Annotated in this window: 11 protein-coding genes; 9 read left to right on the top strand and 2 right to left on the bottom strand. The window is 69.0% G+C overall.

The window, feature by feature from the left end:
• Window positions 1-171: 171 nt before the first annotated feature.
• From AB0I71_RS26765 to AB0I71_RS26725, 9 genes are all read left to right on the top strand, one after another.
• Window positions 172-480 (top strand): YbaB/EbfC family nucleoid-associated protein, encoded by a 309-nt coding sequence (locus AB0I71_RS26765; protein WP_166459246.1) that lies wholly within the window; start codon window positions 172-174, stop codon window positions 478-480.
• Window positions 481-488: 8 nt separating this feature from the next.
• A complete protein-coding gene (gene recR / locus AB0I71_RS26760; RefSeq protein ID WP_099848899.1) occupies window positions 489-1082 on the top strand; it encodes a recombination mediator RecR in 594 nt (197 codons plus the stop codon).
• A 98-nt stretch (window positions 1083-1180) separates the two neighbouring features.
• Window positions 1181-5191, top strand: coding sequence for an SGNH/GDSL hydrolase family protein (locus AB0I71_RS26755; RefSeq protein ID WP_357589140.1), 4011 nt, complete (start codon window positions 1181-1183; stop codon window positions 5189-5191).
• A 53-nt stretch (window positions 5192-5244) separates the two neighbouring features.
• Window positions 5245-5697 (top strand): hypothetical protein, encoded by a 453-nt coding sequence (locus AB0I71_RS26750; protein ID WP_357589138.1) that lies wholly within the window; start codon window positions 5245-5247, stop codon window positions 5695-5697.
• A 261-nt stretch (window positions 5698-5958) separates the two neighbouring features.
• Window positions 5959-7623, top strand: coding sequence for an ABC transporter substrate-binding protein (locus AB0I71_RS26745; protein WP_357589136.1), 1665 nt, complete (start codon window positions 5959-5961; stop codon window positions 7621-7623).
• Between the two features lie 77 nt (window positions 7624-7700).
• On the top strand, window positions 7701-8705 hold the full coding sequence (locus AB0I71_RS26740) for an ABC transporter permease (protein WP_357589134.1): 1005 nt from the start codon (window positions 7701-7703) through the stop codon (window positions 8703-8705).
• A complete protein-coding gene (locus AB0I71_RS26735) occupies window positions 8702-9670 on the top strand; it encodes an ABC transporter permease (RefSeq protein WP_357589132.1) in 969 nt (322 codons plus the stop codon). The genes AB0I71_RS26740 and AB0I71_RS26735 overlap by 4 nt, the downstream gene beginning before the upstream one ends.
• A 63-nt stretch (window positions 9671-9733) precedes the next feature.
• Window positions 9734-10849 (top strand): ABC transporter ATP-binding protein, encoded by a 1116-nt coding sequence (locus AB0I71_RS26730; protein WP_357589130.1) that lies wholly within the window; start codon window positions 9734-9736, stop codon window positions 10847-10849.
• A complete protein-coding gene (locus AB0I71_RS26725; RefSeq protein ID WP_357589128.1) occupies window positions 10846-11949 on the top strand; it encodes an oligopeptide/dipeptide ABC transporter ATP-binding protein in 1104 nt (367 codons plus the stop codon). Before AB0I71_RS26730 ends, AB0I71_RS26725 begins: the two co-directional genes overlap by 4 nt.
• A gap of 48 nt (window positions 11950-11997) precedes the next feature.
• On the opposite strand, the gene AB0I71_RS26720 is transcribed toward AB0I71_RS26725, so the two are convergent.
• Both AB0I71_RS26720 and AB0I71_RS26715 read right to left on the bottom strand, forming a co-directional pair.
• Complete coding sequence (locus tag AB0I71_RS26720) at window positions 11998-12450, bottom strand: hypothetical protein (RefSeq protein WP_357589126.1); 453 nt, start codon at window positions 12448-12450, stop codon at window positions 11998-12000.
• Entirely contained in the window at window positions 12432-13091 is a 660-nt protein-coding gene (locus AB0I71_RS26715; protein WP_357589124.1) for an HNH endonuclease family protein, read from the bottom strand. The genes AB0I71_RS26720 and AB0I71_RS26715 overlap by 19 nt, the downstream gene beginning before the upstream one ends.
• Window positions 13092-13194: the final 103 nt, after the last annotated feature.

Here is a 13194-nt window from a genome sequence, read left to right as displayed (position 1 = left end):
CCCGCAAATGCTCTCGAAACTGACATTGGGGCGACCAGAAGTGCAAGATCGACGGGGCGGGTGTGGGGGTGGGGTGCGGCGCGCGGGGTAGGTCGGTGGGGGGCGTTAGGGTGGGCCCGGCAGAGTGGGCGAGTTGAGGGAGTCATCGTGCGGCCTGGTGGACAGCCGAACATGCAGCAGATGCTGAAGCAGGCGCAGAAGATGCAGCAGCAGATCGCCAAGGCGCAGGCCGAGCTGGCCGAGGCCGAGGTGACCGGGACCGCCGGCGGTGGGCTGGTCACCGCCGTCGTCGCCGGCTCCGGCGAGATCAAGAGCATCAAGATCGACCCGAAGGCCGTCGACCCGGACGACGTGGAGACCCTTGAGGATCTGGTCGTCGCCGCACTGCACAACGCCACCGAAGCGGCCCGCGAGCTGACCGAGCAGAAGATGGGCCCGGTCGCGGGCGGGATGGGCGGCCTCGGCCTGCCCGGGTTCTGAGCCCGCAGATGTACGAGGGTGCCATCCAGGATCTGATCGACGAGTTGGGGCGGCTGCCGGGCGTGGGCCCCAAGAGCGCCCAGCGGATCGCCTTTCACGTGTTGTCCGCCGACCCGGCCGATGTCAACCGGCTGGCCGGCGCGCTACGCAAGGTCAAGGAGCTGGTGCGGTTCTGCACCAGCTGCTACAACGTCGCCGAGTCCGACACGTGCCGGATCTGCCGCGACCCGCGCCGCACCGACGAGGTGATCTGCGTGGTCGAGGAGCCGAAGGACGTGGTGGCGATCGAGCGGACCGGTGAGTTCCGCGGTCGGTACCACGTACTCGGCGGGGCGATCAATCCGCTGGAGGGCATCGGGCCGGACAATCTACGTATCCGCGAGCTGATGACCCGTCTCGGCGGCGGTGCGATCCGCGAGTTGATCCTGGCCACCGATCCGAACACCGAGGGCGAGGCGACCGCCACCTATCTCGCCCTGATGGTGAAGCCGATGGGGATCGCGGTGACCCGGCTGGCCAGCGGGCTGCCGGTCGGCGGCGACCTGGAGTACGCCGACGAGATCACCCTGGGCCGGGCCTTCGAGGGCCGCCGCGCCGTCTGACGGATCCGCCACCGGACGGCCGATGTCGGTCGCTGGTGGGCCGATGGTGACGTGTCGATGACGACGTCCGTGAATCTGAACGCCCCACGTTCGGATTCATGGAGGTCGCCGTGCGTCGTGCCCTCATCTCGTTACTGGCGTTGGCGGTGCTTGTTCCGCTGGCACCATCCAGCAGCGCGGCGTCAGCCGCGCCGTCCACCCCGGATCCTGATCCCGAGCCACCTCGACCACCGCAGGCGGCACCACTCGCACCGGACAGGGTGCTGGATCCGGACCGCCGGCTCGGGAAGTCCTGGCGGCAGTCGGCCGACCGCGCAATGACCACCTCGGCGGACGAGACCGGATTGCACATCCTGGTAGCGGACGCCGATACGGCATACCAGTGGCGGACCGTGACGACATTGGCGGAGCCGGGCGTGGCGACGGACCAGTGGGTGGGCCAGGCCTGCCTCACCGGTTCGGGCCGTACGGCGGTGGCGGTCTACGCGCCCAGGCAGTTCACCAACCGGGAGACGCTCTCCAACGCGGGGGCGTTCGCGGCCGTGGTGAACCTGGAGACAGGCCGGGTCAGCAAGTTGCCCGAACGCTACTCGCTCGCATACCACAATCCAGGCTGCGGCAGCGGGGAAAGTGTGGTGCTGACCCGACTGGAGCTACCGGCCACCCCCCAGGCGGGCACGGCCGCGAGGACGGTGCTGACCACGCTGGACACCCGTCGGATCGGCGGCGGCCGTCAGGTGATCACGCCCGGCCAGGTCACCTCCGCCATCCCGGTGGGGCGGACGATCGTCGCCGCCAAGGGCGACGAACTGGTGAGCATCGACCGGCAGGGCCGGCTGACCACCCGTGCCCGTACTGCCGGAACTCCCTTCCGGCTTCTGCCCGACGGAGCCGACGACGTCGCATTCCAGGTGGCTCGGGCCGACACCACCGACCTGGTCCGCTACGCCGGAGGCGAGCTGACGACGGTGGCCTCGGTGCCGCTAGGCACGGTCAAGCTGCGGCCTGGCGCGGACGGTCGGGTGTTCGTGGTCGGTGGTCGCAGCGGTGCCCGGCTCGCTGGCCGGTCGCTGCCTACCCGGTGGCGTTCTGTCGACGCGTCGCCGGACAGTGACGTGTCGCGTAGCGGCGACCTGGTGGTCACGCGGGTACGTACGGGCACCGAGGCGGCCGGGCAGGGCGGCGGGGCTGGTGACGGCCGACCGGACCGGGTGGCGATCTCGGCGCAACTCGCCGACGGGTCGGATGTGGCGTTCACCGTGGCACCGACGGTCCACCGGCAGGGTCGGGAGCGAACGGCTGCGGTCGGCGGCGCCGATGGCAGTTCCGATGGAGGCACGGCCGCCCGGACCTCGGCGGCCGATCCCGATCCGGCGACGGTGCCCTGGGATCCGGACCGGTCCTGCGCCGTGCCACGCAACGACGAGACCATCCAGGTCTACCAGCCCAGCCGGGAGCAGATGGAGTGGGCCGCCAACCTCGCTGTTCGCGGTCAGCTGACCTTCCAGCGGCCGGCCAACTGGTCCAACAACGGGCTGCCGGCGTACGCGCCGCAGGGAATGTTCCCCTCGCTACCCCTGTCCGGTGGTGGTTTCGTGCCGGCTCAGGTCTTTCTCGGCATTCTGGCGCAGGAGTCGAATCTGCTCCAGGCCAGCTGGCACGCCGTGGACGGGCTCGCCGGTAACCCCCTGACCAGTCTTGGCTTCTACGGACTGGACCTGATGAGCCCCGACGTCACGAAGATCAACTGGGCGCACACCGACTGTGGCTACGGCGTCGGTCAGGTGACCACCGGGATGAAGCGGTCCGACACCGACCAGTGGATCACCGGTGTCCAGTGGGACTACACCAAGCAGCGGGCCGTGGCCTTGGACTACGCCACGAACGCCGCCGCCGGGTTGCGCATCCTTCAGGACAAGTGGAACACCACCCGCAACGCCGGCCTGATCGCCAACAACGGCGACCCGCAGTACATCGAGAACTGGTGGTTCGCCATCTGGGCGTACAACACCGGCTTCTATCCGCAGGACGGGTCGCAGCCGTGGGGCGTGGGCTGGGCGAACAATCCGAGCAACCCGAACTTCCCGCCGGATCGGCAGATGTTTCTCACCGCGCCGCTCGACGTGCCGACCGCCAACCCGCCGATCGACGACGACATCGGGTACGACAACGCCAAGCACCCCAACCACTGGTCGTACCCGGAGCGGGTGATGGGCTTCGCGTACACCTCGCTGCGTCGCTACAACTACTCGACCGGCAACTACTCCCCGACGTACTCCACCGCCCTGGAGCGCAACAAGTTCGTGGCACAGCCGACCCGGTTCACCTTCTGCGTCCCCGCGCGCAACGCCTGCGACCCGGCCACCTCCCAGGTGCCGGGTGGCCACCCGGGTGAGCCAGCGGGTCCGTGCACCCGGGACGACCTCAAGTGCTGGTGGAACGGACCGGTGACCTGGACGGACTGCGCCATCAACTGTGGCCTGGAGACCAGGCGGTACACAACAGTCGAGCCACGCCCGTACGCGACAGCCATCTACGACTCACAATGCGGCCGGGCCGGCCTGCCGGACAATGCCCTGGTCATCGACGACATCGACAGTGCCAGCGCACTCGGTCCGCAGGGCTGCGCCCGCAACCACACCCGGGTCGGCAAGTTCTCCTTCACCTACCAGGGGCGACCAGGACCGAACGGGACGACCATCTACCCCGGCAAGGTGGACACCCACCAGATCGGTGGCGGCTTCGGCGGCCACTTCTGGTTCGCGCACAGCCAGGCGTCCGAGAACTCTCCGCACAAGGTCACCGGGCGCTGGACGCCAACGAACCGGCTGAACGGCTGGGCCACCGTGATGGTGCACCTACCGGATCACGGGGCACACACCCAACAGGCGAAGTACACGATCAACACGGGGCAGGGGATGAAGACCCGCTACATCCCGACCCGGACCGAGCAGCACCGGTGGGTGAAGTTGGGCACCTATCAGTTCTCCAACCAGGCGGCGCAGTACGTCGAGTTGACGAACATCACCGAGGACGGCAAGGGCGTGGAGGACGTGGCCTGGGACGCGGTGGCGTTCGTACCGTTGGCCGCCAAGCCCCGGCACTTCGTGGTGGCGATGGGTGACTCCTACGGCTCGGGTGAGGGCGCCGGTGGCTACTACGGCGAGACGGACAACAACTACGGCAGCGAGTCCTGGAACGCGTGCCGGCGTACCAGCAGGTCCTGGCAGATGCTGACCCGGCTCCCCGGATCGTCCAGCTCGATAAAGGACCGGGTGGCGGCGCACGACCCAGGTGTCGACTTCCAGTTCGTCAGCTGTTCGGGTGCCACGGCCGCGAAGATGCGTGGTACGGCGACGCCGAGCCACTGGCAGAGCCCGCCGGACACGTTCGGTCGCTACCGGATGCAGGCCGAGGGGCAGTTCCGGGAGATGTCTCAGGTCGAGTCGGGTGCGCTGGACGGCAACACCACCCTGGTGCTGCTCTCGGCTGGTGGCAACGACGCTGAATTCCCCCGCACGATGGAGCACTGTGCGCAGGAGTCCTGCGACACCCCGAGCTACGAGTCCACGGTGCAGCAACGAATCAACAGCTCGCATCAGCAGGTACGCACGTTGATCGAGGCGATCGCTGCCCGGGCACCGAACGCCACGATCATGCTTGTCGGCTATCCGCGCTTGTTCGCTGACTACCACCAGGACCAGTGCGTCTTTGGCCGGCTGACCACGGGTGAGATGAGCATGCTGAACCGGCTCGCTGTGCACCTGCGCGACGGCCAACGAACCATGGTCGAACAGGCCCGTTCGGCAGGCTTCAAGGTCCAGTTCACCGATATGGTCGAGGGGCTGCTCGACCACGGCACCTGCCGCAAGTACGACACCACCCACGACATCCTGGTGCCCGACGACATCAACGGGGTGGTGGCCGGGCCGGAGGGCAGGGGGGACTTCCGGTTGGTCGCGGGTGATCCTGAGGCCCCCTGTGTCGGCTGGATCACGGTCGGCCTGCAAGTCTGCATCAGCCGCGCCTCGTTCCATCCGAAGGACACCGGCAACGTGACGTATGCCAATGCGGTGACCGCTCGACTGCCCGCCGTCGGCTACAACTGAACGGGTCTGGTGGGGTCGGTCGTCAGTGGCCGGCCCCACCGGTTGCCCGCGGCATGAGGGAGATCGAGGTGCGGCAGGAACGGGACAACCGGCCCTTGGCGCCGTCGGTGCTGGCTGCCCTGCTGGTGTTTGCCGTGCTGGCTGGTTGGTGGTGCGTGGCGGGAAAGGCGCGTCAACTCCGAGAGGCGAGCGACCGCGGTGAGACGGCGGCTGCGGCGGAACTCGACCGACGGGCTGGCAGCTACGCCGAGGCGGTGGTCGCCGCCGGGGCCAGGGCGTCCGACAACCGGTTGCGCAGCCTGGCCGCCGAGCAGGGGGTGGATGTCCGGGAGATCCGCCGGGAGCCGGAACTGTCGCTGGTCGTCGAGTCGACCGAGGCCTACGGTCCATGGCCGGACGGATTGTTGCAGCTGTGCCACCGACTCGACTTCCGGGCGCTGGGTGCCCCTGACGCCGGCTTTGATCTGGTGCGTCTGCCCTCCTGCCCGACGCCACCCACACCGTGAGAGGTACCGGCCGACGGTATGACACCGGCGTTAGGGATCACCCGGTTGATGTAACAGAATGATATCGATTGTATGAGGCTATTGAGGGGTTATGTCCGTGGCCCTGCTGGCCTGTCTCACCTGGGCCAGGCAGTAAGGACACGATCCGGTACCAAGAGCTTCCCGCGCCGTTTCCCGCCGGTCCGAACGGGAGCTAAGGTCACGCCCATCGGTGACCCTGTCACCACGTTGTCCGTACCCCCAAGGACGAGGTGAAGCACCATGCGTGCATCCAGGCCGAAGGTCGCTATCGCGGCCGTGGCGGCCGCGGCCCTCGCGGTAGCAGGCTGTGCCGAGAGCGACCGCGAAGGTTCCAGCGGTAGTAGCAGCAAGGACACCCTGGTCTTCGGCGTCGCCGGAGACCCGAAGGTGCTCGACCCCAGCTTCGCCAGCGACGGTGAGTCGCTGCGCGTGGCCCGCCAGGTGTTCGAGACGCTGGTCCGCCCGGAGGAGGGTGGCACCAAGGTCAGCCCCGGCCTTGCCGAGTCCTGGGAGCCGGACGCCGCGGGCACCACGTGGACGTTCAAGCTGCGGTCCGGCGTGAAGTTCCACGACGGCACCGACTTCAACGCGGAGGCCGTCTGCGTCAACTTCAACCGCTGGTACAACGCCAAGGGCCTCATGCAGAGCCCGGACGTGACCGCGTACTGGCAGGACATCATGGGTGGCTACGCCGCCAACGAGGACGAGAAACTGGGTGAGAGCCTCTTCAAGTCCTGCTCCGCGACCGACCCCACCACCGTCGCGTTGACCTTCAGCCGGGTCTCCAGCAAGATTCCGGCCGCCCTGATGCTGCCGTCCTTCTCCATGCACAGCCCGAAGGCGCTCCAGGACTACGACGCCAGCAACGTCTCGGGCAGCCTCGACGACATCAAGTACCCGGCCTACGCCACCGAGCACCCGACCGGTACCGGCCCGTTCAAGTTCAAGGCCTGGGACGTCCCGAACAAGACGGTGACCCTGGAGCGGAACGAGGACTACTGGGGTGACAAGGCCAAGCTCAAGAGCCTGATCTTCAAGACCATCTCGGACGAGAACGCGCGTAAGCAGGAGCTGCGTTCCGGCGGCATCCAGGGCTACGACCTGGTCGGCCCGGCCGACGTCGAGCCGCTCAAGGGTGAGGGCTTCAACGTCCTGACCCGCCCGGCCTTCAACATCCTCTACCTGGCCATCAACCAGAAGGGGAACCCGAAGCTGGCCGACCTGAAGGTCCGGCAGGCGCTCGCCCACGCGATCAACCGTCAGGCCCTCGTCGACTCGAAGCTGCCCCCGGGCGCCCAGGTCGCGGTGAACTTCTTCCCCGACACGGTCGAGGGCTGGAACGGTGACGTCACCAAGTACGAGTACGACGTCGAGAAGGCGAAGTCGCTGCTGGCCGAGGCCGGCGCGTCGAACCTGACCCTGCGGTTCCACTACCCGACCGAGGTCACCCGGCCCTACATGCCGAACCCGAAGGACCTGTTCGAGCTGGTCTCGGCGGACCTCCAGGCGGCCGGCATCAAGGTCGAGCCGATCCCGCTGAAGTGGAGCCCGGACTACCTCAACGCCACCACCTCGGGTAGCGCGCACGACCTGCACTTCCTCGGGTGGACCGGTGACTACGGCGACGGCTACAACTTCATCGGTACGTTCTTCGACCGCCAGAAGGACGAGTGGGGCTTCGACAACAAGGCCCTGTTCGACAAGTTCCGGCAGGCGGACACCACCCCGGACCAGGCGGCCAAGGTGGCGCTCTACAAGGAACTGAACGCCGACATCATGAACTTCCTGCCGGGTGTGCCGATCTCGCACTCCCCGCCGGCAATCGTGTTCGGCAAGGACGTGACCGGGGTCAAGGCGAGCCCGCTCACCGACGAGCGGTTCGCCACCGCTGAGTTCAAGTCCTGATCTGACGCACTGACCGCGGGCGGGCGCTGTGACCCACAGCGCCCGCCCGTGATCCCTGCCCCCCTTTCGAGGCCGCCGTGTTCCGGTTCATCGTCAGACGCCTGCTTCAGCTGATACCCACGCTGTTCGGGCTCTCCATCCTGTTGTTCATCTGGCTCCGGCGGCTGCCCGGAGGCCCCGAGACCGCCATTCTCGGCGAGCGGGGCACACCCGAGATGCGAGCCGCGATCCGCCGTAATCTCGGTCTCGATGAGCCGACCCTGATCCAGTACGGCCGGTTCGTCCGGCGGATGATCCGTCTGGACCTGGGCACCTCCATCTCGACCAAGCGCGAGGTGACGACGGAGTTCCTGCAACGCTTCCCGGGCACCGTCGAGCTGACGATCACCGCGATGGTGATCGCGATCGGCATCGGCATCCCGCTGGGCTACCTGGCCGCCCGTCGGCGCGGCCGGTTCCTCGACCACGCCTCCGTCGGCGGCTCACTGATCGGCATCTGCACTCCGGTCTTCTTCCTGGCGTACATCCTCAAGGCGATCTTCTCGGAGAACCTGGGCTGGTTCCCGTCCAGCGGCCGGCAGGACCCGACGATCGGCGCCACCCGGATCACCAACTTCTTCGTGCTCGACGGGCTGATGACCCGGGAGTGGGACGCCGCCGCCGACGCGCTCATGCATCTCGTGCTGCCCGGCCTGGCGCTGGCCAGCATCCCGCTGGCGATCATCGTCCGGATCACCCGGGCCAGCGTGCTGGAGGTGCTCAACGAGGACTTCGTCCGCACCGCCGAGGCGAAGGGCCTTACCGAGAACGTGGTCCGTCGCCGGCACGTGCTGCGCAACGCGATGCTTCCGGTGGCTACCTCGATCGGCCTGCTCACCGGCGGCCTGCTCTCCGGCGCGGTGCTCACCGAGACCGTCTTCGCGTTCAGCGGCATCGGTGCCTTCCTCGCCGATGCCATCAACCAGCGCGACTATCCGGTCCTGATGGGCTTCATCATGATCATCGCGGTGGTCTACGTGCTGGTGAACCTGATAGTGGACCTCTCCTACAGCCTGATCGACCCGAGGGTGAGGGTCCGATGACGATCATCAGCGGGAAGAAACGCGAGAAGATCGACCGCCTCGCCGAACTCGCCGCCCGCGAGGAGGAGCGAGGAGTCAGCCTCTGGCAGGACGCCTTCCGCCGGCTGCGCCGCAACCCGGCGGCCATCGTCGGCGCGGTCATCCTGGCCATCTTCGTACTGGTCGCGGTCGTCGGCCCGTTCTTCGTGCCGTACGGCCCGACGGACACCATCGGCATCCGCGAGGGCGTGGTCCGGGTGGGCCAGGGCCTGATCCCCGGGCACTCGGCCGAGCACTGGCTCGGCTACGACCACCAGGGTCGGGACGTCTTCAGCCGGATGATCGTCGGGGCCCGGCAGACCCTGCTGGTCGGCGTGGTCGCCACCCTGATCGGTCTGGCCATCGGCGCGTTGATCGGTGGCGTCGCCGGTGCCGCCGCCGGCCTCGGCGGCCGGTGGGGCCGCTGGGTGGACACCGTCCTGATGCGCTTCATCGACATGCTGCTGGCGATGCCCAGCCTGCTGCTCGCGGTGAGCATCGCCGCGCTGCTCGGGCCGAGCCTGACCACCGTGATGATCGCGGTGGGTATGGTCTCGGTGCCGGTCTTCGCCCGGCTGCTGCGCGGCTCGATGATCGCCCAGTCCAACAGCGACTACGTGCTGGCGGCCACCTCGCTCGGCGTCCGCAAGTCGAAGATCGCGCTGGCTCACGTGCTGCCGAACTCGCTCGCCCCGGTCATCGTGCAGGCCACCCTGACCCTGGCCACCGCGATCATCGAGGCCGCCGCGCTGTCCTTCCTCGGACTCGGCAACCCGGACTCGGCCACTCCCGAGTGGGGCGTGATGCTTGCCGACGCGCAGCAGTGGATCGGTATCCGGCCCGCGCTGGCCATCTACCCGGCGGTCGCCATCATCATCACCGCGCTGGGGTTCACCCTGCTCGGTGAGGCGATGCGTGAGGCCCTCGACCCGAAGCTGCGGAAGTAGGTGTGCCGAGCATGAACAGTGCGTACGCGACTTCCGTGGCCGTGAACGAAAGGGCGGTGCGGCATGGCACTGCTTGATGTCGAAGAGCTGTCCGTCACCTTCGCCCGGCGCGGTCAGCGGACCGTACGGGCCGTCGACGGGGTGTCCTTCTCCGTCGACGCGGGCGAGGTGGTCGGCCTGGTCGGCGAGTCCGGCTGCGGCAAGTCGGTGACCTCACTGGCGATCATGGGCCTGCTGCCCAAGCAGCCCGGCCTCCAGGTGGCCGGCAAGGCCGTCTTCGACGGCACCGACCTGCTCCAGCTCGACGATCGGTCGCGGCGGGACATCCGAGGTCGGGACGTCGCGATGATCTTCCAGGATCCGCTGTCCTCACTGAATCCGGTCGTGCCGATCGGTATCCAGGTGACCGAGGTGCTGACCCGGCACCGCGGGATGCGGGGGGAGACGGCGGCGAAGGAGGCGGCGCAGTTGCTGGACCGGGTCGGCATCCCCGACCCGAAGCGGCGGCTGAAGGAGTACCCGCACCAGCTCTCCGGTGGGATGCGCCAGCGCGCCCTGATCGCCATGGCGGTGGCCTGCCAGCCTCGGCTGCTCATCGCCGACGAGCCGACGACCGCGCTGGACGTCACCATCCAGGCGCAGATCCTGGAACTGCTGAAGGAACTGGTCCGGGACTCCGGCACCGCGCTGGTGATGATCACGCATGACCTGGGGGTGGTGGCCGGCATGTGCGACACCATCAACGTGCTCTACGGCGGCCGGGTGGTGGAGACCGCACGGCGGCGTCCGCTGTTCCGTCAGCCCCGGCATCCGTACACCGTGGGGTTGCTCGGCTCGGTGCCGCGCCTGGACGCGGGGCGTGGGGAGCGGCTGAACCCCATCCCCGGCTCGGTGCGTGACCTGCTGCCCTGGCCGGACGGCTGCGCCTTCGCCCCGCGCTGCGCCCGGCGGGTGGACGCCTGCGTCGGCGAGCCGCCGGAGCTGGTGCTGACCCACGACGGTCGCAGTTACCGGTGCGTCAACCCGGCCCCGGTGCCAGGTCTGACGCCGGGCGAGGAGGTTCGGGAGGTGGTACCGGGGCAGGCCACGCCGGGCTCGGTGCCCGCGCAGGCGGTGCCGGCCGACCCGCCGGCCGTGCCGGGCCTGGCCGCCGCACCCAGCGAGGAGGAGACGCCGTGACCGGAGAGGACATCCTCGTCGAGGTACGGGATCTGAAGGTGCACTTCCCGATCAAACGGGGCGTGCTGTTCGACCGGACGATCGGCCACGTCAAGGCGGTCGACGGCGTCGACCTGCGCATCGCGCGCGGCAAGACGTACGGCCTGGTCGGCGAGTCGGGCTGCGGCAAGTCCACGCTCGGGCGGGCGCTGCTCCAGCTCACCCCGCCGACCTCGGGGGAGGTCAGCTTCGACGGGGTCGAGCTGACCACGTTGGCGTCCGGCAAGCTGCGCACGATGCGGCGGCGGATGCAAATGATCTTCCAGGACCCGATGTCCAGCCTCGATCCCCGGCAGAACGTCGAGTCGATCCTCACCGAGGGTCTCCAGACGCACGGCATCGGCGGCGACCGGGACGGCCGGCGGAAGATCATCGCCGAGACGCTGGACAAGGTCGGGCTGCCGCGCTGGGCGCTCTCCCGCTACCCGCACGAGTTCTCCGGTGGCCAACGTCAGCGCATCGGGATCGCCCGGGCGCTGGTGCTCGGGCCGGAACTGATCGTCGCGGACGAGCCGGTCTCCGCGCTGGACGTGTCGATCCAGGCCCAGGTGGTGAACCTGCTCGACGAACTCCAGGACGACCTCGGCCTGACCTACCTGGTGATCGCGCACGACCTGGCGGTGGTCCGGCACATCTCCGACACCGTCGGCGTGATGTACCTGGGTGCGCTTGTCGAAGAGGCACCGAGCGACCGGCTCTACACCGAACCGCTGCACCCGTACACCCGGGCGCTGATGTCGGCGGTGCCGGTGCCGGACCCCGACGTGGAGGACCGCCGGGAGCGGATCCTGCTCGCCGGCGACCTGCCGTCGCCGGCCAACCCGCCGTCGGGCTGTCGCTTCCACACCAGGTGCCCGTGGGCGCAGCCGACCCGCTGCGCCGACGAGCGGCCGGAACTGCGGGAGATCGGCGGTAGCCGGGTCGCCTGCCACTGGGCCGAGCAGATCGCCAGCGGGGAGCTTCGTCCGCACAAGGTCAGCGTGGAGATCGTCCGGCCGGAGGGCGAGGGCGAGGAACCGTCAGTCGTCTCCGCACCCACCGAGCCCGGCTCCTTCGTCTGAGTCCGGGCCCCGCGATGCGGGGCCCGGACCAGGTCTTCGGCCGCGCGATCAGCCTTCCGGGCGGTGCAGCAGGCCGACGGCGATGCTGTGCACCGCGTCCAGGCCGGCGGCGTCGGCCAGCGGGGCGCCGCCGCCGGTGACCGCGTACCACTCGTCGGCGTCCTTGTACTGCACGTGCAGGCTGACCCGCCCGTCGGCGAAGTCGGTACGCAGGGTCAACTCGCCGGTCACCACGCCGACCTCATCGGTCATCACCCCGCCCGGTCCCGGCACGATGTCGGCGCTGCGACTCTGCGGGCCGGTGGCCCCGCCGGCGTCGGCGGTCATCCCGGCGCCCGGCACCTCCACCTCGCCCGCGGCGGCACCGTCGGCGGTCATGCCGGCCGTGGCCGGGCCGGGCGGCGGGCTGCCGGTGGCGGCCGCCGCGTCCTCACCGCCCGGGTCCGGCGCGCGCTCGGGCGCCGGGGCACCGTCGGCGCCGGTTACGGCTTGCTCTCCCATGTGCAGCCCTCCAACATGTCGGCCAGCTCGGCCTGCTCGGCACTGGTAACCGTCAGCTGCCAGTGGTGCTTCACCGCCACCCAGTCACCGGCGTATTGACACCAGTATGACCGGTTTGATGGCTTCCACTGGGACGGGTCCTGGTCACCCTTTGCCCGGTTGGAGGACGCGGAAACCGCGAAGAGCTGCGGACGGTCGAGGTCGTTGGCGAAGTCGCCACGCTTCGAGTCGTCCCATTCGTCGGCGCCGGAGCGCCAGGCGTTGGCCAGCGGGACCATGTGGTCGATGTCCACGTCGGACGGGTCGGTGAAGGTGCGTCCGTCGTAGACGCTCTCCCACCGCCCACCGACCACGTTGCAGCCGGAGTGCTCGATGTTCTTGCCGTCGCGCTCCAGCACGGTGTCCCGGACGTCGCAGTTCTGGCCGGTCTTGCGCCAGTGCGGGAAGCGGTTGCGGCTGTAGCCGCGCATCGAGCCCGCCTCGGCGACGGTCAGCTCGGAGAGCATCTGGTTGATGTTGCCGCCGCCGCTCGGCGGCGTGACCGGCTCCTCCTCGAGCGGGACGCAGCCGGCCGCGCCGAGGGTCAGCGCCGCGGCGAGCGCGAGCGCCCCCAGGGCGCGCGATCCTGATCTGGTACGCACAGACGACACCTCTCCAGCTTGCGGGCTTCCGGCGATCCCGCACAGTACCCGGCTAGGGTTTCGGCGTTTCGTGGTGTCTGGCGGATGGCGCACGGCAGATTGG

Origin of the sequence: Micromonospora sp. NPDC049891 (assembly GCF_040660295.1) — a bacterium.
Classification (GTDB): Bacteria; Actinomycetota; Actinomycetes; order Mycobacteriales; family Micromonosporaceae; genus Micromonospora.
This window is presented reverse-complemented; position numbering and strand designations above follow the sequence as displayed.

Bases quoted from the DNA above. Each gene is read 5' to 3' on its own strand.
- AB0I71_RS26765 (WP_166459246.1), top strand. From the start codon at position 172: ATGCAGCAGATGCTGAAGCAGGCGCAGAAGATGCAGCAGCAGATCGCC.
- recR (WP_099848899.1), top strand. From the start codon at position 489: ATGTACGAGGGTGCCATCCAGGATCTGATCGACGAGTTGGGGCGGCTG.
- AB0I71_RS26755 (WP_357589140.1), top strand. From the start codon at position 1,181: ATGGAGGTCGCCGTGCGTCGTGCCCTCATCTCGTTACTGGCGTTGGCG.
- AB0I71_RS26750 (WP_357589138.1), top strand. From the start codon at position 5,245: ATGAGGGAGATCGAGGTGCGGCAGGAACGGGACAACCGGCCCTTGGCG.
- AB0I71_RS26745 (WP_357589136.1), top strand. From the start codon at position 5,959: ATGCGTGCATCCAGGCCGAAGGTCGCTATCGCGGCCGTGGCGGCCGCG.
- AB0I71_RS26735 (WP_357589132.1), top strand. From the start codon at position 8,702: ATGACGATCATCAGCGGGAAGAAACGCGAGAAGATCGACCGCCTCGCC.
- AB0I71_RS26730 (WP_357589130.1), top strand. From the start codon at position 9,734: ATGGCACTGCTTGATGTCGAAGAGCTGTCCGTCACCTTCGCCCGGCGC.
- AB0I71_RS26720 (WP_357589126.1), bottom strand. From the start codon at position 12,450: ATGGGAGAGCAAGCCGTAACCGGCGCCGACGGTGCCCCGGCGCCCGAG.